Raw genomic sequence first — 21,008 nt, 5'->3', positions numbered from 1 at the left:
TCGGATGACAGATCGCGCCCCGCATCGTCACGCGAAAGCCTGCCGGAAGTCGGCAACCAGATCGCCGACATCCTCGAGGCCGATCGAAAGGCGCAAGAGGCCCGGCGTGATGCCGAGGCTGGCCTGCACCTCGGGTGACAGCCGCTGATGCGTGGTCGTGGCTGGATGGGTCACGATGGATTTCGCGTCGCCGAGATTATTCGAGATCTGGAAGATCCGCATCTTGTTCATCGCTGCGAATGCCGCGTCCTTGCTGCCGACATCGACTGCAACCATCGTGCCGCCCGCGCCCATCTGACGCATCGCCAGATCATGCTGCGGATGGCTCGCGAGACCGGGATAGATGACCCGCGTCAGCCCCGGCAGGTCCAGCATGGCGGTCGCGAATTTCAGCGCCGTCTCGGTCTGGGCCCGGACGCGCAGGTCCATCGTGGCGATGCCGTTCAGCATCATCCAGGCATTGAACGGGCTGATCGCGCCGCCGGTATGTTTCAGATAGGGTTCGGCGACTTCGCGGACGAAATGGCGCGTGCCGCAGATGACACCACCGAGGCAGCGTCCCGCGCCGTCGATATGCTTGGTGGCCGAATAGACCACGACATCCGCGCCCTGTTCGATCGCGCGGGAAAAGACCGGCGTCGCAAAGACGTTGTCGACCACCACCAGGGCGCCGACGGCATGGGCCAGTTCGGCCACGGCGGCGATATCGACAAGTTCCAGCGTGGGGTTCGACACGGATTCGAAAAAGACGGCCTTTGTGTCCGGACGGATCGCGGCGCGCCATTGCTCCGGATCGGTACCGTCCACATAGGTGACTTCGACCCCGAACCGCGCCAGCACGTCGAGCACATAGAGGCACGACCCGAACAGCGCCTTTGCCGAAACGATATGATCGCCTGGCTTCACCATGCTCATCAGTGCACCGTTGACGGCCGCCATGCCACTGGCCGTGGCAAAGGCATCCTCTGCGCCTTCAAGATCGGCAATCCGGTCCTCGAACATGCGCGAGGTCGGGTTGCCGTAACGGGCATAGATGAACTCGTCCGAGCCGGTCTTGATGAAGCGCGCCTCGGCCTGCTCGGCGCTGTCATAGGAAAAGCCCTGCGTCATGAACAGCGCTTCGGCCATCTCGCCATACTGGCTGCGGCGGATGCCGTGATGGACAGCGCGGGTGCGCGGATGCAAGGTCTTCTCGGACATTGACGGACTCCTGTGCGTGAGACGCCCGGTTACTCCTGCCCGCCCTGCCGCGCAAGGCAAATGACCTCAATCAGCGTCCTTGGGCAGGGCGTGGCGTTCGAAGAGCTTGGCGTTCAAGACGAAGAACACCACCATGATGATGGTAAGGCCGAATGTCTTGAAGTTGACCCAGGCCGTTTCGGACATCGTGCGCCAGACGATTTCGTTCGCCCCGGCCAGCCCGAGGAAAAGGACCGTCATGCGGCCCGAGAGAACGCGCCAGCCTTCGGCCGTCATGGGCAAGGCCTCGGACATGACCAGTTCGAGCCAGTTCCGCCGCAGGATCAGGCTAAGCCCCAGAAGCCCCGCGAAGATCAGATAGATTATCGTCGGCTTCATCTTGAAGAACTTGGGATCATTGAGCCATACCGAGAGCCCACCGAAGACCACGACCAGCACGAGCGTCGCGATCTGCATGGGAGAAAGTCGCCCCGTCAGCCGCCAAAGCGCCAACGTGGACAGGACCAGAACCGGAATGAAGACCAGGGTGGCGACGATGAAGCCGGTATATTCAGTCCCGCCCAATGTGAAGGTCCGATCCCGGAACCGCATGAATACGACGAAGAAAAGAACCAGAGGCCCGAATTCGAGCGCGGGTTTGAGCCAGGAGTTGTTCTTGCGGGATTCGGTCATGGGGGCCTCGGATCTGTCTGTTCGGGATGCCGGAAGCATCCGTCCGGGTTTCTGGCCCAGCTTCGCGTCGTGGACAAGCGCAGACGGGCGTATCGGTCAGTCAAGCCGGATTGCGGCCAGAATAGGGCCGGTTGCCCTGCGATCGCGGTCCCGGCCCATCTGCTGGGCAAGGATCGCATGCCGGGTATCGGCCGGGAAAGCGTCGGCAGGGGCAGAACCTGCCGTCACGGTCATCCGCAATGGCGCCTTTCCGTCCCACTCGGCGATCCGTTCGACCGCGAGCACCACGTTGCGATAGGTCACCGACATGCCACGGTTCTCGCCTGCCTTGATCTTCACCTGCCGCTCGGGCGCATAGCGGACCAGTGTGATCGCGACGGGCGTGCTGATCGAGACGCGCGGCACAAGCTCGATGCGGAAACCCTGCCCCTCAGGCTGGGAGTTGACGAGCACCGGTACAGGCTTGGAAACTTGCGCGTCAATCAAAGCCATCAGCTCGGCCGGACGGACGGCGATCAGCGTATCGGTGCCACCGACGACCATCTGGGGCGTGTAAACGGCGCGTTCACGCCAGGCATGGGCATAGGCTTTTTGCCGACGGGTAAACTCGGGTCGGGCAAACTGATCTGACCAGCCCAGATAATCCCAGTAATCGACATGCCAGGACAGGGCAAGAATGTCGTCCCTGTCAGCCAGATCGTTCAACATCTCGTCCGCCGGCGGGCAGGAAGAGCATCCTTGCGAGGTGAAAAGCTCGACCACGACCGGCGGATGACCGATCGGGCCAATCAGGCGGGCCCGGCTCTGCGCGGTCCGGCGCTCGGCAAAATTCGCAAGCCCAGCATTGCCGCCGACAGGATCATCCCCAATATCCGAAAGCGTGTCGGCTGCCGTCCCGGAACTTCCCTCCGGGGCTTCGATCAGGCCGACATCCTGCCCCTCGGCCTCGTCTTCGGACGTCGCGCCCGGCGCGTCCAACTGTGGCGCGGGCTCGACACGGGACTGTGCAAGAACGGCCCTGCCGAACTGTTCAGCCGAAAAAGCGGCGGAGTCGGGGGTCCCTAATGGCGCCGCACTTCCCCCATCGGCATCTGCCGAAGCCCCGAATTCCTGTGCCACCGAAGCTTGACCCAGCAGCAAGAAAATCGCCATCGTCCCGGCAGTCACACATTTCAACGGGCGAACCCATTGAATCTCATGCCTTATCAGCAAGCAAAGGGGGGCAAGTCCCGAAGCCATAGTCCGCAAGTATCCCGAAATTTCCGTCCTGCCCCACCTAACGCTCCGACAGCACATGCTACAAATCAATGCTTTGTTAGCGGAACGCGCGCGGGATGTGAACGTTGCTGGAAACCCACATCTTGCACCTGCGCCCCATAAACGGTATACCATTGCATACAATTTCAGCCTTGCCTTGATCCATCGCCGGAAAATGGGCACATCGCTGAATGACACTGCCATTCAGCCACCTTGCTACAAGGAAAGGGAGCCGAGTCATGACCATCCAAACCGGAACCGATACCGCGAAGACGCGCCGCCAGCTTGTCCTGGACGGATCGTCGGTCGCCTATTATTCGATCGAAGCCGCCACCGAGGCGGGCCTGGGCGATTTTTCGAAACTGCCTGCCTCTCTCAAGGTCGTGCTCGAGAACCTGCTGCGTTTCGAGGATGGCGGGCGGACGGTCAGCGTGGACGACATCAAGGCATTTGCCGAATGGGCGACGCTGGGCGGAAAGAACCCGCGCGAGATCGCCTATCGCCCGGCTCGCGTGCTGATGCAGGATTTTACCGGCGTGCCAGCGGTGGTTGATCTGGCCGCCATGCGTGACGGCATCAAGGCGCTGGGAGGGGACGCGCAAAAGATCAATCCTCTGAACCCGGTCGATCTGGTCATCGACCATTCGGTCATGATCGACGAATTCGGCACCCCGCGCGCCTTCCAGGTCAATGTCGAGCGTGAATACGAACGCAACATGGAGCGCTATACCTTCCTGAAATGGGGTCAGAACGCGTTCAACAACTTCAGGGTCGTTCCCCCGGGCACCGGCATCTGCCACCAGGTGAACCTTGAATATCTTTCCCAGACGGTCTGGACCGACAAGGACCAGAACGGCCAGGAGGTCGCTTATCCCGATACTCTCGTCGGCACTGACAGTCACACCACCATGGTCAACGGCCTTGCCGTTCTGGGCTGGGGCGTCGGCGGCATCGAGGCCGAGGCCGCGATGCTGGGACAGCCGATTTCGATGCTGATCCCCGAAGTCGTCGGCTTCAAGATTACCGGCGCGCTGAAAGAGGGCGTCACCGCCACCGACCTCGTGCTCAAGGTCGTCCAGATGCTGCGCAAGCATGGCGTGGTCGGAAAGTTCGTCGAATTCTACGGCGAAGGCCTTGACCACATGCCGCTGGCCGATCGCGCCACCATCGCGAACATGGCCCCGGAATATGGCGCAACCTGCGGCTTCTTCCCTATTGATGACGAAACCCTGCGCTACCTGCGTCAGACGGGCCGCGACGAAGGGCGCATCGCCTTGGTCGAGGCTTATGCCAAGGCGAACGGATTCTGGCGTACCAGGGATTATGCTCCGATCTATTCTTCGACGCTGGAACTTGATCAGAGCGACGTCGTTCCGGCCATTTCCGGTCCGAAACGCCCGCAGGATCACGTGGCCCTGACAGACTCGGCCTTCGAGTTTCGCAAATACATCTATGGCACCCGCAAGCTTCCCGAGCCGACAGCGAACGGCGAAAAACGCTGGAATGCCGAAGGCGGCGCCCCTGCCCCCCACGACCTTCCAGGCCACCACGAGGGCTACAAGGAAGGCACGGTCGAGGGCCAGGACTACAAGCTGCACGACGGCTCGGTCGTGATCGCCTCGATCACCTCCTGCACCAATACCTCGAACCCATATGTGCTGATGGCCGCCGGTCTGGTTGCACGCAAGGCCCGCGCCCTTGGCCTGAAACGCAAGCCCTGGGTAAAAACCTCGCTGGCTCCCGGTTCTCAAGTCGTCGAGGAATACCTGAAGGCGGCGAACCTGCAGGAAGATCTGGACGCAATGGGCTTCAACCTCGTCGGGTTCGGCTGCACCACCTGCATCGGCAACTCGGGTCCCTTGCAGCCGGAAATCTCGAAATCGATTAACGATAACGACCTCGTCGCGGTCTCGGTCCTTTCGGGCAACCGCAACTTCGAGGGTCGGATTTCGCCCGATGTGCGCGCAAACTACCTCGCCTCGCCGCCGCTGGTCGTGGCCTACGCCATCGCCGGTGACATGAATATCGACCTGAGCAGTGAGCCGCTCGCCTATACTCCCGCGGGCGAGCCGGTCTTCCTGAAAGACATCTGGCCGACCTCGAAAGAAGTCGCGGAACTGGTCGACACAATCGTGACCCGCGAGATGTTCCAAGCCAAATATGCCGATGTTTTCAAGGGGGACGAGCGCTGGCAGGCCGTCGAGGTCACGGATAGCGAAACCTATGATTGGCCAGCGACCTCGACCTACATACAGAACCCGCCTTATTTTCAGGGCATGGGCAAGGAAAAGGGTGCAATCCACAACATCGAGGGGGCCCGCGTCCTTGCGCTGCTCGGCGACATGATCACGACGGACCATATCTCGCCGGCCGGCTCCTTCAAGCCGACCACCCCCGCTGGCCAATACCTGACCGAGCGTCAGGTCGCTCCGAGGGACTTCAACAGCTACGGCTCGCGTCGCGGCAATCACGAAGTCATGATGCGCGGCACCTTCGCCAACATTCGCATCAAGAACGAGATGCTGGATGGCGTCGAAGGCGGCTACACCACCGGTCCGGACGGCGCCCAGACTTCGATCTATGACGCCGCCATGGCCTACAAGGACGCCGGCATCCCATTGGTCGTCATTGGCGGGATCGAATATGGCGCAGGCTCCTCGCGCGACTGGGCGGCCAAGGGCACGAACCTACTGGGCGTTAAAGCAGTCATCGCCGAGTCCTTCGAGCGCATCCACCGCTCGAACCTGGTCGGCATGGGTGTCATCCCCTTCGAGTTCACGGGGGGCGACAACCGCAAGACGCTGGGTCTGAGGGGTGACGAGACCGTCTCGATCGATGGTCTCGAAGGCGACTTCAAGCCGCTCTCGCTGGTCTCGGCCACCATCCGCTATGCCGATGGCAGCGAGAAGGTGATCCAGCTCAAGGCCCGCGTCGATACCGAGGTCGAGATCGAATATCTCGAGAACGGCGGCGTGCTGCACTATGTGCTGCGCAACCTCGCGAAGGCCTGAGATTGACGTCCCGAAACCAGAAGGCCCCGGAACGATCCGGGGCCTTTGACATTTCGACCAACAGGAAAACCGCTTACTCGTCGGCGCAATACCACATGGTCCCGCCCGCCGCTGCTGTCCCGATCATCAGCGAGCCCACGGCCACCGGCGAGACGGCGACACCAGCCGCTGCCGTTCCGGCCGCCTGCATCATGCCCACCATCGAGCCCGATGTTGCCGCCAGGATCGTCGCGCCGGGTCGTTGGGTCACGGCATCATAGCCCGCGACTGCCAATCCGTTCACACCCTTGAATGTTGCGGCCCGTGTATCATTCACCTTCTCGCAGAAGGTCTTTCGGCAAAGGGCATTGCCCTTTCGCTCACCAAGCTGCGCCCCGACATAGGTGTCGCCCGCCTTGTCCCAAAGCAGGCAATAGCTGCCGTCATCGGTCATCTGATTGCGCCGCAGGATCTCGCGCAGGGTGATATAGCCCGGACATGAGATCTTGCCCCAGCCCGACAGGTTCTTTTCCAGCTTGCCGACATTTTCGCGAAATTCGGCGTCCCGGACATAATTGATCTCGGTCCGCTCGCCTGCGATCGAAGTCTCGCAGGTCCAGAGCCGCTCTTCCTTGGTATTCGCGGCGTCTTCCTGCGCCAAGAGCGGGCTGGCCTGCATGGCAAGCGATGCCAGGATTGTCAGTGCGAGCGCATAGCGCATCTCGTCCCTCGTATATGCCAATTTCGCCCATGCATCGGACAAGCCCGACCATCCCGCAAGACGGCAGAGCGATGCTTCGCCGCAATGTGATCCCGCGCAAAAGAAAAAGGCCGCCCCCGAAGGGACGGCCCGGAATTCCTGAGAACCGAAAAGGATCAGTTCTTGGCGTAGAATTCGACGACCAGGTTCGGTTCCATCACGACCGGGTAGGGCACGTCGCCCAGGGCCGGGGTGCGGACGAAGTTCGCGGTCATCTTGTTGTGGTCGACTTCCAGGTAGTCCGGAACGTCACGCTCGGTCAGGGCGACGGCTTCCAGAACGATGGCCAGCTGGCGCGAACGCTCGCGGATCGAGACGACATCGCCTTCCTTGACGCGGTAGGACGCGATGTTGACCTTCTTGCCGTTCACTTCGACGTGACCGTGGTTCACGAACTGACGGGCAGCGAAGATGGTCGGAACGAACTTGGCGCGGTAGATGACGGCGTCCAGGCGGCGCTCGAGCAGGCCGACCAGGTTCTCACCGGTGTCGCCCTTGACGCGCTCGGCTTCCGCGTAGATGCGGCGGAATTGCTTCTCGGTCAGGTCGCCGTAGTAGCCCTTGAGCTTCTGCTTGGCGCGCAACTGGGTACCGAAGTCCGACAGCTTGCCCTTGCGGCGCTGGCCGTGCTGGCCCGGGCCGTATTCGCGCTTGTTCAGCGGCGACTTGGCGCGGCCCCAGATGTTTTCGCCCATGCGGCGGTCGATTTTGTACTTGGCAGCGGTGCGTTTGGTCATCGCTGATCTCCTTCATATATGGTTTCGAAGGGCGTTGTCCTCTGGCACTAGGCCTGACAGGGTTCCCCTTGCGGGGTCCACCAACACCAATGAAGCGGCGCTTATAGCCAGCGGGGCGGCAGTGTCAAGCACCCCTTGAGCCGAGCCTTCCTTGCCCCTAAATGAAGAACAGCGAACAAGGAAGCAGCGATGTTCTCGATCCCCGGCAAGTCCCCTGTCACCATCACCGAAGCGGCCGAGCGCCAGATTGCGCGCCTGATGGCCGCGAAATCCGCCAGCGGGCTGCGCATCGGCCTGAAGAAGGGCGGCTGCGCGGGCATGGAATACACGATGGAACTGGCCCAATCCCCCGCCCCGGGCGACGAGGTCGTCGAACAGGGCGAAGCACGGGTTCTGATCGCCCCCACGGCCCAGATGTTCCTGTTCGGGACCGAGATCGACTACGAGACGAGCCTTCTCGAATCCGGCTTCAAGTTCCGCAACCCCAATGTCACCGACAGCTGCGGCTGCGGTGAATCCGTGAGTTTCGGCCCGATCGAGGGCACCCGCGCACGGGTCTGACATTTTCTTTCTTCCGTTAGCGCCCACATCCTTTCGGTCGACTTGATCGCGCAGGATGCGCGGCCTAATCCCCTATTCGAACAGATCAAAGGGAGAGGCTGATGGCCCCGCGCAAACTTGCTGCCGGCAACTGGAAGATGAACGGAACTTTGGCGGCCCTGGCCGAGATCGACCAGATTCTGACCGAATATCCTGCCCCCGGCTGCGAGGTGCTGATCTGTCCTCCCGCCACGCTGGTTCAGCCGATGGCTGCAAGGGCGGAAGGCAGGCTTGCCGTGGGCGGTCAGGACTGCCATGCCAAGATGTCGGGTGCACATACCGGAGACATCGCGGCAACCCAGTTGAAAGACGCGGGCGCAAGCCACGTGATTGTCGGCCATTCCGAACGCCGGACCGATCACGCCGAAACCGATGCACAGGTTTCCGCGAAATCCGTCGCCGCCCACGAAGCCGGTCTGGTCGCGGTAATCTGCGTGGGGGAAACCGAAGCTCAGCGCGATGGCGGAGAGACACTGGACATCATTTCGGCCCAGCTTGCGGGCTCGGTTCCCGATTGCGCGACCGCCTCGAACACCGTCATCGCCTATGAGCCAGTCTGGGCGATCGGCACCGGCCGGACCCCGACCAGTGAACAGATCGCCGAAGTTCACGCCCTGATCCGGGACCGTCTCGTGGCCCGGTTCGACGACGGGGCTGACATCGCCCTGCTCTATGGCGGCTCGGTGAAGCCGGGAAATGCCGCAGAAATTTTCGCCATCGCGCATGTGGACGGGGCACTCGTCGGTGGCGCAAGCCTCAAGGCGGCAGATTTCGGGCCGATCATCGCAGCGCTTTCCGCAGCGTAAGATCGACAATCGGAACGGCGTTCCTTCCGGATAGGCCAGGAAGGAACGGCATTTTCGCAATGCGGCCCCCCAGCCCCTTGCAAAGCCGGGCCCCGAGCGCATAGGTCACGCCTGAAATTCAGGACGGACCCATGGCAGAGCCAGCAATCTCATTTCAGGGCGTGACGCGCCGCTATCCGCAAAAAGGCGGGGCGGGCGATGTCGTGGCCCTGCAGGACATTTCGCTCGACGTGCCCCAGGGCGCGGTCACCGGCATCATCGGACGCTCCGGCGCTGGAAAGTCCACGCTGCTTCGCATGGTGAACGGGCTTGAACGCCCCTCGACCGGCCAGGTCATCGTCAACGGCCATGATGTCGGCGCCGCGTCGGACGGAGCCTTGCGCGGGATACGCCGCGAGGTCGGGATGATCTTCCAGCACTTCAACCTGCTGGCCTCGCGCACGGTTGCGGAAAACATCGCCCTGCCGCTCGAGATCGCCGGCGTCGAGAAAGCCGCGATCGCCCCCCGCGTCGCCGAGCTGATCGAGCGCGTGGGCCTGACCGCCCAGGCCAGCCGCTATCCGGCCGAGCTGTCGGGCGGTCAGAAGCAGCGCGTCGGCATCGCGCGGGCCTTGGCGACGGGACCGCGCGTGCTGCTGTCCGACGAAGCCACCTCGGCCCTCGATCCCGACACGACGCGGCAGGTTCTGGACCTGCTGCAACGGATCAATCGCGACCTTGGGCTGACGATCCTGCTCATCACCCATGAAATGGCCGTGGTTCGCGACATCTGCAGCCATGTCGCCGTCATCGAGGCCGGCAAGATCGTCGAGTCGGGTGAAACCTATTCGGTCTTCTCGCGGCCGACGCATCCGACCACGCGCAGCTTCCTGCAAGGCGTGACCGGGGTCGCGGTGCCGCAATTCGTGGCGGGGCTTCTGCGCGACGAGCCCCAGGCCGCCGATGCCGAGGCCGTGCTGCAGATCACCTTTACAGGCCGTCACGCGACGGACCCGATGCTGGCGCGCCTGACGGCCGAGCGTGGCGTCAATGTCAACATCCTTGCCGGTGCCATCGAAGAGATCGGCGACAGGCCCTTCGGCAGTCTGATCGTCGGCCTGCCCTGTGAGCGGCTTGAAGAATCCCGCCACTTCCTCGAAGAACACGGCCTTCTGACGGAGGTGCTCGGCTATGTCGGCTAACCTGATCCCGTTGCTGTGGGAATCCACCCTACAGACCCTTTACATGGTCTTCATGGCCACCGTTCTCGGCACGGTGATCGGCGCGCCGCTGGGCATTTTCCTTGCGACATCGCGCCGGGGCGAGCTGCTTTCGGCACCCGTCGCCAATACCGTGCTTGGCCTGATCGTCAACGCCGCGCGCTCGACCCCCTTCATCATTCTTGTCGTCGCGATCATTCCGCTGACGCGGCTGATTGCGGGAACGTCGATCGGCACCACCGCGGCCATCGTGCCGCTGACCATCGCCGCAGCCCCCTTCATCGCGCGCCTGATCGAAACCGCGATCCGCGAGGTCGATGCCGGGCTGATCGAGGCCGCCCGCGCCATGGGCGCGACCCCCGGCCAGATCGTGCGCAAGGTGCTGGTCCCCGAGGCGATGCCCGGCATCATCCTTGGCCTCACCCTCGCCGTGGTCAGCCTGATCGGCTATTCGGCCATGGTCGGCGCGGTGGGCGGTGAAGGTCTGGGCGATCTTGGTATCCGCTATGGCTATCAGCGCTTTATGCCCGAGGTGATGCTTGCCGTTGTCATCATCCTGATCGTTCTTGTGCAGGCAGTCCAATCGCTTGGCGAATGGATCGCGGCTCGCTTCGACAAACGCGCCCCCCGCAACCGGGGCCGGTAACTTCCAACCCGAAAGGACAATCCATGCGCAAACTTCGCATCGCCGCCCTCGCCTCGACCCTCGCGCTGGTCGCTGGCATGGCTTCGGCCGAAGACATCAAGGTCGGCGTCTCGGTCGGCGAGCATGCCGAGATCATGGAACAGGTCGCCGAGGTCGCCAAGGAAAAGGGCCTGAACATCGACATCGTCGAGTTCACCGATTACGTCGTGCCGAACCAGGCGCTGAACGACGGCGACCTGCAGGCGAACAGCTTCCAGCACCAGCCCTATCTGGACAACCAGATCAAGGATCGCGGCTTCGACCTGGTCGCCATCGGCAAGACCATCACCACGCCGATGGGCATCTATTCGGAAAAGCTGAAATCGCTGGACGATCTGCCCGAAGGCGGCAAGGTCGCGCTGCCGAATGACCCGACCAATGGTGGCCGCGCGCTGCTGCTTCTGCAGGACAAGGGCGTCATCAAGCTTGCCGAAGGCACCGGCCTTGTCCCGACCCCGCTGGACGTGACCGAGAACCCCAAGAAGCTCAAGTTCCTGGAACTCGACGCAGCTCAGTTGCCCCGCGCGTTGGCCGATGCCGATGTCGCGATCATCAACACGAACTACGCGCTGGAAGCAGGTCTGAACCCCGAAAAGGATTCGATCGCGATCGAGAACGCCGACAGCCCCTATGCCAACATCATCGTCGTGCGCACCGCCGACAAGGATGCGGAATGGGCCAAGACGCTGGTCGAGTCCTACAACTCGCCCGAGGTCAAGAAATACATTCAGGACAAGTACACCGGCGCGGTCATCCCCGCCTGGTGATCCTGGGCCGTCTCATGACGGCGCGGACGAGACGAATTGGCAGGCCCGGACAGGTTCCGGGCCCGCTGCATTTCCCCTGTCACGCTGTCGCCCCGTCGGGTGGAGCGTTTGTCACCTTTCATTGCCAAGACATCCCTTCTACAGATTCCCCCGACAACGCCCGCCCATGCGGCAAGGGTCGGGACGACACCTGCGGAAAAGGGATGCGCTGACATGGGTAACCGCTTTCGGATGAACTGGGAAAGCCTGCTTTCCGCGGAAAGGCTGGGCGACAAGACCTATCAACCGCATCGGAATCGCTCGATCTTCGTGCAGGATCATGACCGGATCGTCTTTTCGGCCCCCTTCCGGCGGCTCGCGAACAAGACGCAGGTTCAGCCGCTTTATGAAAACGACCATGTTCATCACCGCCTGATCCATTCGATTGAAGTCAGCAGCGTGGGGCGCTCATTGGCGATGCGGGTTGGCCATTGGCTGGCCGAGACGGGCGAGCTGCCCGAGCCGCAGGTTCCTGATCTTGCCGATATCGTGCAGGCCGCCTGTGTCGCCCATGACATCGGCAATCCCCCCTTTGGCCATTCCGGCGAAGAGGCGATGGGCGCATGGTTCTCCGAGGGTTTTGCAAATGCACGGGGGCTGTTGGCAGATCTGCCGGCAGGACTGCGCCCGGAATTCACCGCCTTCGAGGGCAACGCACAGGGCTTTCGCATCCTGACCCGGCTCGAAATGTATCGCGGCGACGGCGGAATGCGATTGTCGAAGGCCACGCTGGGTGCTTTCACCAAATACCCGGTGACGGCGCCGGATCGGGAATGCATCAATGGCGGATCGCATCATGGCGAGACTTATGTCGGCCTGAAGAAGTTCGGAATCTTTGTTTCGGACCTGCCACAGTTCGCGACGGCTGCCCGCAGTCTGGGTCTGCCCGAAAGGACCCACGAACAGGCCCGCTACTGGGCGCGTCACCCTCTGGTCTTCCTGATGGAAGCGGCCGATGACATCACCTACAATATCGTTGATCTGGAAGATGCATACACGACCGGAGAGCTGCCCTTTGATTTGGTGCGCCGGCTGCTCGCGGAACTGGGCGGCAAGCCCAACAGCAATGCACCCGGCATGACCGAGGCCGAAGAAATCGGCTATCTGCGCGCAAGGGGGATCGGCAGCGCCATCGAGGCCTCCGTCGACGCCTTCATCACGCATTACGACGCGATCATGCGTGGGACATTTTCCGGGGATCTCATCGGTGCAAGCAGGCTTGGCGAGGCCTTCGCCGCCGCCAAGGCCGTTGCGCGCGAGAGGATCTTCACCGCGCCAAGAAAGACCGAGCTTGAAATATCGGGTCGCAGGATCATCGCCAATGTCATGTCAGGCATCCTGCCTGTCTACGAAGACCTGGCTCGGGGCGGCTGGGACATTGCCGCGCTTTCGCCTCATTCCCGGCAACTTGTCCGGGCCCTGTCACTGGATCTGCGCGACATCCGGGATGCCGAAAGCGCGCTGCACGCGCTGGCCGATTTCACTTCGGGCATGACCGATCGATATGCCCTGAGAATATCGCGGATGCTTTCGGGGGCCTGAAGCCAGGGCCCGGATCGCAGAAGGCTTCCGGGCCGCCGTTGGGATCAGGGGATCATTCGGGCTTCATCGTTCCGGTCCGACGCAGCCGGTCGTGCCAGCTCAACGCTTCCTCCAGCAAATGAGGTGTATGCCCGCCACGCAGCAGCGCGCGATCGTGGTAGTCCTGCAACTGATCTCGCCAATCCGGAGAAGCACAGTGCGCGATGACAAGCTTCGCGCGCTCGCGCGGGGCCAAGCCGCGAAGATCCGCCAGACCGTGTTCCGTCACCAGAATATCCACGTCATGTTCGGTATGGTCGACATGGCTGACCATCGGCACGACAGACGAGATGCCGCCTGCCTTGGCCGTCGACTTGCTGACGAACACGGAAAGATAGGAATTTCGCGCGAAATCACCCGATCCGCCGATTCCGTTCATCATGTTCGTGCCCATCACATGGGTGGAGTTCACGTTGCCGTAGATGTCGAATTCCAGCGCCGTGTTGATCGCGATAAGGCCAAGGCGGCGCACCACCTCGGGATGGTTCGAAATCTCTTGCGGGCGCAGAACGAGCTTGCGCTTGTAGTCATGGAAACGCTCCATGACGTCGCGGTATTTCGCTTCAGAAAGCGTGATCGACGAGCCGGAGGCAAAGACCATCTTGCCGGCATCCATCAGGTCGAAGGTCGAATCCTGCAGCACCTCGGAATACATTGTCAGGTCATGGAAGGGGCTGTCGATGAAACCGTGCAGCACGGCATTCGCGATGCTGCCGATGCCTGCCTGAAGCGGATGCAGTGACGATGGCATCCGGCCTCGGGCAACCTCGCCTTTCAGGAACTCGGTCAGATGGCCTGCAATCGAGCGGGTTTCGGCATCCGGCTCGGTCACCGTGGACGAGGAGTCGAGCTTCGTCGAGATCACGATCGCCGCGATCTTTTCCGGCGGAATGGAAATGAAGGGGAATCCGACCCGGCTTTCCGGCGTGACCACCGGGATGGGGGTCCGCACTGGCCAATAGGTCGGGATGTAGATGTCATGCAGCCCTTCGAGCTGCTCGGACTGGTTCAGGTTGATCTCGACGATCACCTTCTTGGCGAGGATCGCGAAACTCGCCGAGTTGCCGACCGATGTCGTGGGCACGATGCCACCCGTTTCGGTGATCGCGACCGCCTCGACGATGGCCAGATCGACCGGAGGAAGCTGCCCGGTTCTCAACTGCTCGACCGTCTCGCTGAGATGCTGGTCGATATACATCACCTCGCCCGCATTGATCGCGCGACGCAGCGACGGATCGGACATGAAGGGGATACGGCGCGCGGTCACATGGGCTTCGGCCAGAGTCTTGTCGAGATCGTTGCCCAGCGAAGCGCCGGTCATCAGCGTGACCTTGAGAGGCTCACGCCGGGCGCGCTCGGCCAGCGCGAGGGGAACGGCCTTGGCTTCACCTGCGCGGGTGAATCCGCTCATCCCGAGGACCATTCCGTCCTCAATCATGCCCGCGGCCTGATCGGCACTCACCACACGGTCGCGCAATCCCTTGTGACGGATCCGGTCATGATAATCCTCGGCCATGAAAGCCCCCCTGAATTCCTGGTTCGGGGTTTCATTATGGTCAACATGCGGGACTGACAAATCAAGGCAGCCATGCGCATAGCGAAAAGCCGACCCGAAGGCCGGCTTGTCACGATTTCCGTGGGATTTTCGGTTACTTGCGGCGACCGAGCGACCAAGCGCCGTCTCCCAGGAAAGACAGGGCCAGCATCACGACTGCCCAGAGAACGGGGTATTCCCAGCCGCCGCCCTGGTTGCTGAACGTGAAGCCGTTACCGCCATGGCCAAACACGGCCGCGCCCAGCAGAACCGGAATCATCACCAGCGAAACCAGACGCGTGGCAACGCCCGCGATCAGGGCAACGCCGCCCAGTACTTCGATCAGGATCGTCAGGTAGCCCAGGGCCCCCGGCAAGCCGATCGATTCAAAATAGCCGGCGGTTCCGGCCGGGGTGAAGATGAAGACCTTGATCAGGCCGTGGATCAGGAAGAACAGCCCGGTCGAGGTGCGAAGGATGAAGGCGGCGATATCTGCCCGGTTTTCGGCAGTCGCCACGCCGGTGAGTGAGAGATCTGACATTTCGAGGTTCCCTATGAGGAAGGATGCTTGGATGCAGCGAAGATAGGGGATTGCGACTGTCGCAATAATGGACATGATCAGAGAAACATTGCCGCCAGTTTGGAGAATACCTTGGATCGTCTCGACGGAATCAGGGCATTTGTCGCAGTGGTCGATGCTGGTTCGTTTACGCGGGCCGGCAAGCGATTGGGCATCTCCAACAAATTGGTCAGCAAATACGTCGCCGCACTCGAAAGCCACCAAGGGATAACGCTTCTCAACAGGACGACCCGCTCGCTGTCGCTGACCCCGGCGGGGGAGCGCTTTCTTCTTGTTGCGCGGCGTGTTCTCTCTGCGGTGGAAGAACTGGATGCGCAGGCCCGCGCGGACGAAGGCGCGCTGACCGGCAGGCTGTTTGTAACCGCTCCCGTCAGCTTCGGCGAAATGTTCATTCCCGTGCTGACACGCGACTTTACCGAGCAAAATCCCGGCATCAGCATCGAATTGCGCCTTACCGATCGCTATGTGGATCTTGCGGCAGAGGGTTTCGATCTGGCCTTGCGGATCGGCGTGCTTGGCGATTCAAGCCTTATCGCGCGACGCATCGGACGCACGGAATCCGTCGTCGTGGCAAGCCCTGGATATCTTGAGGCGAATGGCTGGCCGCGCCATCCGGACGAGCTGCGGGAGCACGTGAACATTCGGGATGGCAACTCGGCGACATCGCATCGCGCCACGTTCGTGATCGAGGGCAAGGCGATCAGCGTCCCGCTGCCCGGCCGTATCACGGTGAACAGCCCGCGCGCCGTGCGTCGGCTTGCTCTGGAAGGATGCGGCGTGGCCGTCATCCCTCGCTTCGTGGTCGAATCCGATATCGCCGATGGCAGTCTGGAAAGATTGCTGGAAGGATTTCCCGGGCCACAACTGGACATTCAGGCGCTATACTTGCCGCAGCCCTTCATCCCGCCGCGCCTCACGGCTTATCTGGACCACCTGCGCCGGCATCTCGGCCCCGAGCTTGGGAAAGCACGGCCCCCGGGTTCATGATACCCCAGGGATCAAGCGCGCTCTTGATCGCGCGCATGGCGGAAATGCGGGCCGGATCACCCCAGCGTTCCAGTTCGCCGACCTTCAGTCGCCCGACACCATGCTCGGCCGAGAAGGAACCGCCACGGGCCACCACCATCTCGTGGACAAGTTCCGAGAGTGCCGTGCGCTGACTGTCATATTCGGTGCGCGACCGACCTTTGGCTGGGAAGATGTTGTAATGCAGGTTTCCGTCGCCCAGATGGCCGAAGCAGTTCACCCGGACATCGGACCGGGCTGCCAGCGCCTTGCCGGCGTCGTTGATGAACCCGGCGATTTCGGACAGGGGCAGGCTGATGTCGTGGCTTGCCACGGCACCGATACGGCGGTTCGCCTCGGGGATGTGCTCGCGAAGATGCCAAAACCCGTCCGCCTGCTGGCCCGATTGGGCAATCATCCCATCGCTGAGCAGGCCGCGCTCCATCGCGTCGGTCAGGAAACGCTCCAATGCCTCGTCGGGGGAAAGCCCTGCCGGCAGACCAACTTCGATCAGAACGCTCCAGGCCGCGTCCGGAAGCGGCCTTCGGATTTCCGGCAGTGTTTCGGCAAGGAAAGCAAGCCCCTGCCCGCCGATCAGTTCGAAGGCCGTCACGCCCCCGGCCATATGCGCTTCGGCAAGTGCCAGCAGACTGAGCGCTGCGCTGGGATCGGGAACCTCAAGCATCGCGACACCGACATTGGGGGGCGGGACAACCAGCTTGAGACTCGCGGCCGTGATGATCCCCAAGGTGCCCTCGGCTCCGATCAACAGATCGCGCAGGTCGTAGCCCGTATTGTCCTTGCGCAGCCGCTTCAGGTCGTGGACCACGCTTCCATCGGGCAGCACCGCCTCGATGCCGAGGCAGAGCGCGCGGGCCGTCCCATAGCGCAACGCCGTCACGCCCCCGGCATTGGTGGCAAGGCAACCACCGATCGCGGCGCTGCCCTGGCTGGCAAGAGAAAGCGGGAACAACCTCCCCTGCGCCTCGGCCGCGTCTCGCACGGCCTGAAGCGTCATCCCCGCTTCGGCGATCAGCACGTTTTCCTCGGGCCAGATGCCGCGAAGTGCGGTCATCCGTTCCAGGGAAAGGATCAGCGGCGCGGGCCCCTTGGCCATGATCTGCCCGCCGACCAGTCCCGTTCCACCCCCCCGAGCGACGATCCCCACGCGCGCCTCAGCGCAGGCTTTTACCACGGCCGCAACCTCATCGGTGGTGCGTGGCGCCGCGATTAGACCGGCCTTGCCGAAATAGCGGCCGCGCGGTTCCTCCAGATAGGCCGGGGCCATCGGGCGCAACACGCCCTTGGGCAATGCCGCAGCGAGTTTGTCATCAGCGGGATTGAGCATGTCGGTTCTCAGCGGACTTCGGTCTTGCCACGCCTGTCGCTGCGCAGATTGGCGTAAAGCACATGATTTCGCCAGCGGCCATTGATCTGAAGATAGCTTTGCGCCACACCCTCATACTTGAAACCGGCTTTTTCCAATACTCCGCGCGAGGCGGCATTCTCGGGCAGGCATGCAGCCTCGATGCGACTCAGATCCATGATCGAAAAGGCATGGCTCACAAGTGCGGCGATTGCTTCCTGCATGAAGCCTTGTCGGGCATGCGGTTCGCCGATCCAGTAGCCGATGGTCGCGGATTGCGCGGGGCCACGCCGGATATTGTCAAGCGTGATTGCACCCAGGAAGGTTCCATCCTTGCGGATCAGGAATAGCGGCAGCGCGGTCCCGTTTCGGTTCGCGCGCTGCGCCCAATAGACGCGGTTAGTGAAGCTTTTCTTGGCCAGATGATCCTGCGCCCAGACCGGCTCCCACGGCGTCAGAAAATTCCTGCTGAGCGTTCTCAGACCTGCCCATGCATCAAAATCGCCATGTGCCGGCAAACGCAGCACCATCCGCTCGGTCTCCAGTCGAGGCGGACGGTGGCGGTTGAACATCAGGCGGCAAGCCTTTGACTCAGTTTCTCTATGCTCGGAGCAGACCGCACCGGGCCGTAAAGCGCAAGAGCCGGGCGCGCATTCTGTATAAGACGTTCGGCATGCGCGCGCACATCTTCCACCGTGACCGCATCGATCTTGCGGGCAACCTCGGCCGGTTCCGATACCCTGCCCCAGATCGCGAGGGAACGGGCCATGCGCTCGGCCTGCCCGGTAGGGCTTTCCAGACCCATCAGCAGCCCGGCTTTCAATTGGGCGCGGGCCCGAGCGATCTCGGCCTCGGTCATGTCCTCGGCCGAACGCTTCATCTCGTCGATCGTGAGGTTGGCGAGGTCGGCAATCTGATCCCCCGAGGTCCCCGCATAGATCGTGACCATGCCGGTATCGTCATGGAAACCCGATTGGGCGAAGATGGAATAGCACAACCCCCGCTCTTCGCGGATCTTCTGGAACAGGCGCGAAGACATTCCGCCCCCAAGCGCCGAAGTCCAGATCTGGGCGGCATAGAAATCGGGTGCCATGTAGCCCGGACCCTCAAAGGCCAACGCGAAATGGGCCTGCTCCAGCTTTTTCACATGCCGGGCTTCGGCCCCCTGCCAACGGGCAGGTTCCCGCGAGGTAAGACCACGCGACGGCAGGTGCGAAAAGATCATTTCCGCCTGGCGCAGGATGCGGTCGTGATCGACGGCCCCGGCAGCGGAAAGGATCATGCGTTCAGGTCCGTAGTGTTCGGTAATGAATCCTGAAAGATCATCACGGCCGAAATGGCTGACGCGTTCGGCGGGCCCCAGAATGGTGCGGCCCATCGGCTGGTTCGGATAGGCGGCTTCTTGCAGCCAATCGAAGATCACGTCATCAGGCGTGTCGAGCGACTGACCGATTTCCTGCAGGATGACGCCGCGCTCGACCTCGATCTCGCGCTGGTCGAACACGGGGTTCAGCACGATGTCCGAGATCACGTCCAACGCCAGCTCGACATCCCCCGCCAGAACCCGCGCGTAATAGGAGGTCACGTCGCGCGAGGTATAGGCGTTGATATAGCCGCCGACATTCTCGATCGCCTCGACGATATCCAGCGCGCTGCGCGTTCCGGTGCCCTTGAAGGCCATGTGCTCAAGGAAGTGGGCAATGCCGTTCTGCTCGGCGCGTTCATCGCGGCAGCCGGCGCTGACCCAGATTCCGATGGCTGCGGAATGCAGGCCGGGCATGTCGCGCGTGACCACACGCAAACCATTGGACAAGGTGCTGATGCGGGTTTGATTCACACTGTTCTCCGTTCAAGGATCAGCGATTTAATCTTGTCGGCGTCGTTTTCAACCCGAGTAATCCGTTCGTCCCGCTCAAACAGGTCGGCCATATGCTCGGGAAGGTCCGGCCGAATGCCGATTGCGGCCTCGACCGCATCGGGGAACTTCGCCGGATGCGCGGTCGACAGGCTGATCATCGGAACGCCCGGACGCAGATGCGCGCGCGCAACCTTCACCGCGACGGCAGTGTGGGGGCAGATAACCTCGGCAGTCTCGCTGCGGATCGTCGCGATCATGTCGGTCGTCTCGGCCTCGGACACACGGCCCGAGACATAGATTTCGCGCAGGTGCTCAAGCGCGCCCTGACTGATCGAGAAGCCACCCGATTTCAGCTCGTCCATCAATTGGCTGACGGCGGCGCCGTCGTGGCCATAGGCCAGCCACAAGGCGCGTTCGAAGTTCGAACTGACCTGAATGTCCATCGAGGGGCTGATCGAGGGCTCGACGGTGCCGGTGCGGTATTCGCCGGTCGTCAGCGCGCGGTGCAGGATGTCGTTCTGGTTGGTCGCCACGACCAGACGCCCGACCGGAAGCCCCATGGCTTTTGCGATCGACCCTGCGAAGACATCGCCGAAATTGCCGGTGGGCACGGTGAAATCGACTTCGCGAAGCGGTGCACCAAGACTTGCTGCTGCAGTGAAGTAATAGACGATCTGGGCCAGCACGCGCGCCCAATTGATCGAATTGACCCCTGCAAGCCCGACCCCGTCGCGGAATTCGTGGTCGTTGAACAGGTCCTTGAGCCGCGCCTGGCAATCGTCGAATGTTCCATCGACCGCCAGCGCGTGGACATTGGCATCGGCCGGGGTGGACATCTGCCTGCGTTGCACCTCGCTGACGCGGCCATGCGGGTACATGATGAACACATCGACATTCGACAGGCCACGAAAAGCCTCGATCGCGGCCGAGCCGGTATCGCCCGAGGTCGCACCCAGGATGGTCACGCGGTCCCCCGACTTCGCCAGTGCCAACTGAAACAGCTGGCCAATGAGCTGCATGGCGAAATCCTTGAAGGCCAGCGTCGGCCCGTGGAACAACTCCAGCAGGAAATGCCCGGGCGCCAGCTGCACCATCGGCGCGCGAGCAATATGGTCGAAGCCCGCATAGGCGCGGGCGATCGCGCCCCTGAGTTCGTCCTGAGTGAAGCTTTCGCCCACGAAGGGCGTGATGACGCGCAGGGCCACTTCCTCATAGGACAGGCCCTCAAAGGCTGCGATTTCTTCGGCGTTGAAGGTCGGGATCGCCTCCGGGAGGTAAAGGCCGCCATCGCGGGCAAGGCCCGTCATCATGGCCTGCGCGAAATCAAGAACCTCTGCCCGGCCTCGGGTCGAAACGTAGCGCATCACTATCC

Annotated in this window: 19 protein-coding genes; 8 read left to right on the top strand and 11 right to left on the bottom strand. The window is 62.3% G+C overall.

Annotated features, from left to right (window positions below; genetic code table 11):
• Positions 1-27: 27 nt before the first annotated feature.
• From metZ to RGQ15_RS08650, 3 genes are all read right to left on the bottom strand, one after another.
• Positions 28-1,200 (bottom strand): O-succinylhomoserine sulfhydrylase, encoded by a 1,173-nt coding sequence (gene metZ, locus RGQ15_RS08660; protein ID WP_311159816.1) that lies wholly within the window; start codon positions 1,198-1,200, stop codon positions 28-30.
• 66 nt (positions 1,201-1,266) lie between these two features.
• Positions 1,267-1,872 carry an inner membrane-spanning protein YciB gene (locus tag RGQ15_RS08655; protein ID WP_311159815.1) on the bottom strand — a complete coding sequence of 202 codons (606 nt, stop codon included), beginning with the start codon at positions 1,870-1,872 and terminating at the stop codon, positions 1,267-1,269.
• A gap of 96 nt (positions 1,873-1,968) precedes the next feature.
• Complete coding sequence (locus RGQ15_RS08650) at positions 1,969-3,024, bottom strand: DUF1223 domain-containing protein (RefSeq protein WP_311159814.1); 1,056 nt, start codon at positions 3,022-3,024, stop codon at positions 1,969-1,971.
• A gap of 344 nt (positions 3,025-3,368) precedes the next feature.
• Between RGQ15_RS08650 and acnA the strand changes: the two genes are divergently transcribed.
• The gene (acnA, locus tag RGQ15_RS08645; protein ID WP_311159813.1) at positions 3,369-6,140 is read left to right on the top strand and encodes an aconitate hydratase AcnA; all 2,772 of its coding nucleotides are present in this window, start codon (positions 3,369-3,371) and stop codon (positions 6,138-6,140) included.
• A 73-nt stretch (positions 6,141-6,213) separates the two neighbouring features.
• On the opposite strand, the gene RGQ15_RS08640 is transcribed toward acnA, so the two are convergent.
• Positions 6,214-6,840 carry a hypothetical protein gene (locus RGQ15_RS08640; protein ID WP_311159812.1) on the bottom strand — a complete coding sequence of 209 codons (627 nt, stop codon included), beginning with the start codon at positions 6,838-6,840 and terminating at the stop codon, positions 6,214-6,216.
• 155 nt (positions 6,841-6,995) lie between these two features.
• Positions 6,996-7,616 carry a 30S ribosomal protein S4 gene (rpsD, locus tag RGQ15_RS08635; RefSeq protein ID WP_311159811.1) on the bottom strand — a complete coding sequence of 207 codons (621 nt, stop codon included), beginning with the start codon at positions 7,614-7,616 and terminating at the stop codon, positions 6,996-6,998.
• 189 nt (positions 7,617-7,805) lie between these two features.
• Here rpsD and RGQ15_RS08630 point away from each other — a divergent pair, with 189 nt between their 5' ends.
• The 6 genes from RGQ15_RS08630 to dgt all read left to right on the top strand — a co-directional run bounded on the left by RGQ15_RS08630 (position 7,806) and on the right by dgt (position 13,254).
• Positions 7,806-8,177, top strand: coding sequence for a HesB/IscA family protein (locus RGQ15_RS08630; RefSeq protein WP_311159810.1), 372 nt, complete (start codon positions 7,806-7,808; stop codon positions 8,175-8,177).
• Between the two features lie 101 nt (positions 8,178-8,278).
• The gene (tpiA, locus tag RGQ15_RS08625) at positions 8,279-9,022 is read left to right on the top strand and encodes a triose-phosphate isomerase (RefSeq protein WP_311159809.1); all 744 of its coding nucleotides are present in this window, start codon (positions 8,279-8,281) and stop codon (positions 9,020-9,022) included.
• Positions 9,023-9,153: 131 nt separating this feature from the next.
• A complete protein-coding gene (locus RGQ15_RS08620; RefSeq protein WP_311159808.1) occupies positions 9,154-10,203 on the top strand; it encodes a methionine ABC transporter ATP-binding protein in 1,050 nt (349 codons plus the stop codon).
• Positions 10,193-10,867: a methionine ABC transporter permease gene (locus RGQ15_RS08615; RefSeq protein ID WP_311159807.1), complete on the top strand. Its 675-nt coding sequence runs from the start codon at positions 10,193-10,195 to the stop codon at positions 10,865-10,867. The genes RGQ15_RS08620 and RGQ15_RS08615 overlap by 11 nt, the downstream gene beginning before the upstream one ends.
• Before the next feature lie 23 nt (positions 10,868-10,890).
• The gene (locus RGQ15_RS08610; protein WP_311159806.1) at positions 10,891-11,673 is read left to right on the top strand and encodes a MetQ/NlpA family ABC transporter substrate-binding protein; all 783 of its coding nucleotides are present in this window, start codon (positions 10,891-10,893) and stop codon (positions 11,671-11,673) included.
• Between the two features lie 213 nt (positions 11,674-11,886).
• The gene (gene dgt / locus RGQ15_RS08605; RefSeq protein ID WP_311159805.1) at positions 11,887-13,254 is read left to right on the top strand and encodes a dGTP triphosphohydrolase; all 1,368 of its coding nucleotides are present in this window, start codon (positions 11,887-11,889) and stop codon (positions 13,252-13,254) included.
• A gap of 52 nt (positions 13,255-13,306) precedes the next feature.
• On the opposite strand, the gene RGQ15_RS08600 is transcribed toward dgt, so the two are convergent.
• Both RGQ15_RS08600 and RGQ15_RS08595 read right to left on the bottom strand, forming a co-directional pair.
• The gene (locus RGQ15_RS08600) at positions 13,307-14,809 is read right to left on the bottom strand and encodes an acetyl-CoA hydrolase/transferase family protein (RefSeq protein ID WP_311159804.1); all 1,503 of its coding nucleotides are present in this window, start codon (positions 14,807-14,809) and stop codon (positions 13,307-13,309) included.
• A gap of 133 nt (positions 14,810-14,942) precedes the next feature.
• The gene (locus RGQ15_RS08595) at positions 14,943-15,368 is read right to left on the bottom strand and encodes a DoxX family protein (protein WP_311159803.1); all 426 of its coding nucleotides are present in this window, start codon (positions 15,366-15,368) and stop codon (positions 14,943-14,945) included.
• A gap of 111 nt (positions 15,369-15,479) precedes the next feature.
• Here RGQ15_RS08595 and RGQ15_RS08590 point away from each other — a divergent pair, with 111 nt between their 5' ends.
• Positions 15,480-16,394 carry a LysR family transcriptional regulator gene (locus tag RGQ15_RS08590; protein WP_311159802.1) on the top strand — a complete coding sequence of 305 codons (915 nt, stop codon included), beginning with the start codon at positions 15,480-15,482 and terminating at the stop codon, positions 16,392-16,394.
• On the opposite strand, the gene RGQ15_RS08585 is transcribed toward RGQ15_RS08590, so the two are convergent.
• Genes RGQ15_RS08585 through thrC form a run of 4 tightly spaced genes read right to left on the bottom strand, consistent with a single transcriptional unit; the run spans position 16,321 to position 21,000 of the window.
• The gene (locus RGQ15_RS08585) at positions 16,321-17,760 is read right to left on the bottom strand and encodes an FAD-binding oxidoreductase (protein WP_311159801.1); all 1,440 of its coding nucleotides are present in this window, start codon (positions 17,758-17,760) and stop codon (positions 16,321-16,323) included. The two genes, RGQ15_RS08590 and RGQ15_RS08585, sit on opposite strands and share 74 nt — an antisense overlap.
• Positions 17,761-17,768: 8 nt before the next feature.
• Complete coding sequence (locus RGQ15_RS08580) at positions 17,769-18,350, bottom strand: GNAT family N-acetyltransferase (RefSeq protein ID WP_311159800.1); 582 nt, start codon at positions 18,348-18,350, stop codon at positions 17,769-17,771.
• The gene (locus tag RGQ15_RS08575) at positions 18,350-19,615 is read right to left on the bottom strand and encodes a M16 family metallopeptidase (RefSeq protein ID WP_311159799.1); all 1,266 of its coding nucleotides are present in this window, start codon (positions 19,613-19,615) and stop codon (positions 18,350-18,352) included. The genes RGQ15_RS08580 and RGQ15_RS08575 overlap by 1 nt, the downstream gene beginning before the upstream one ends.
• Positions 19,612-21,000: a threonine synthase gene (thrC, locus tag RGQ15_RS08570; RefSeq protein ID WP_311159798.1), complete on the bottom strand. Its 1,389-nt coding sequence runs from the start codon at positions 20,998-21,000 to the stop codon at positions 19,612-19,614. The genes RGQ15_RS08575 and thrC overlap by 4 nt, the downstream gene beginning before the upstream one ends.
• Positions 21,001-21,008: the final 8 nt, after the last annotated feature.

The organism is Paracoccus sp. MBLB3053, from assembly GCF_031822435.1.
GTDB lineage: Bacteria > Pseudomonadota > Alphaproteobacteria > Rhodobacterales > Rhodobacteraceae > Paracoccus > Paracoccus aurantius.
Note: the sequence above shows the minus strand (reverse complement) of the source record. Positions and strands in the feature narration are given on the sequence as shown.

Bases quoted from the DNA above. Each gene is read 5' to 3' on its own strand.
- RGQ15_RS08630 (WP_311159810.1), top strand. From the start codon at position 7,806: ATGTTCTCGATCCCCGGCAAGTCCCCTGTCACCATCACCGAAGCGGCC.
- rpsD (WP_311159811.1), bottom strand. From the start codon at position 7,616: ATGACCAAACGCACCGCTGCCAAGTACAAAATCGACCGCCGCATGGGC.
- RGQ15_RS08595 (WP_311159803.1), bottom strand. From the start codon at position 15,368: ATGTCAGATCTCTCACTCACCGGCGTGGCGACTGCCGAAAACCGGGCA.
- thrC (WP_311159798.1), bottom strand. From the start codon at position 21,000: ATGCGCTACGTTTCGACCCGAGGCCGGGCAGAGGTTCTTGATTTCGCG.
- RGQ15_RS08580 (WP_311159800.1), bottom strand. From the start codon at position 18,350: ATGTTCAACCGCCACCGTCCGCCTCGACTGGAGACCGAGCGGATGGTG.
- dgt (WP_311159805.1), top strand. From the start codon at position 11,887: ATGGGTAACCGCTTTCGGATGAACTGGGAAAGCCTGCTTTCCGCGGAA.
- tpiA (WP_311159809.1), top strand. From the start codon at position 8,279: ATGGCCCCGCGCAAACTTGCTGCCGGCAACTGGAAGATGAACGGAACT.
- RGQ15_RS08585 (WP_311159801.1), bottom strand. From the start codon at position 17,760: ATGCTCAATCCCGCTGATGACAAACTCGCTGCGGCATTGCCCAAGGGC.
- RGQ15_RS08650 (WP_311159814.1), bottom strand. From the start codon at position 3,024: ATGGCGATTTTCTTGCTGCTGGGTCAAGCTTCGGTGGCACAGGAATTC.
- RGQ15_RS08610 (WP_311159806.1), top strand. From the start codon at position 10,891: ATGCGCAAACTTCGCATCGCCGCCCTCGCCTCGACCCTCGCGCTGGTC.
- metZ (WP_311159816.1), bottom strand. From the start codon at position 1,200: ATGTCCGAGAAGACCTTGCATCCGCGCACCCGCGCTGTCCATCACGGC.
- RGQ15_RS08640 (WP_311159812.1), bottom strand. From the start codon at position 6,840: ATGCGCTATGCGCTCGCACTGACAATCCTGGCATCGCTTGCCATGCAG.
- RGQ15_RS08620 (WP_311159808.1), top strand. From the start codon at position 9,154: ATGGCAGAGCCAGCAATCTCATTTCAGGGCGTGACGCGCCGCTATCCG.
- acnA (WP_311159813.1), top strand. From the start codon at position 3,369: ATGACCATCCAAACCGGAACCGATACCGCGAAGACGCGCCGCCAGCTT.
- RGQ15_RS08655 (WP_311159815.1), bottom strand. From the start codon at position 1,872: ATGACCGAATCCCGCAAGAACAACTCCTGGCTCAAACCCGCGCTCGAA.
- RGQ15_RS08615 (WP_311159807.1), top strand. From the start codon at position 10,193: ATGTCGGCTAACCTGATCCCGTTGCTGTGGGAATCCACCCTACAGACC.
- RGQ15_RS08600 (WP_311159804.1), bottom strand. From the start codon at position 14,809: ATGGCCGAGGATTATCATGACCGGATCCGTCACAAGGGATTGCGCGAC.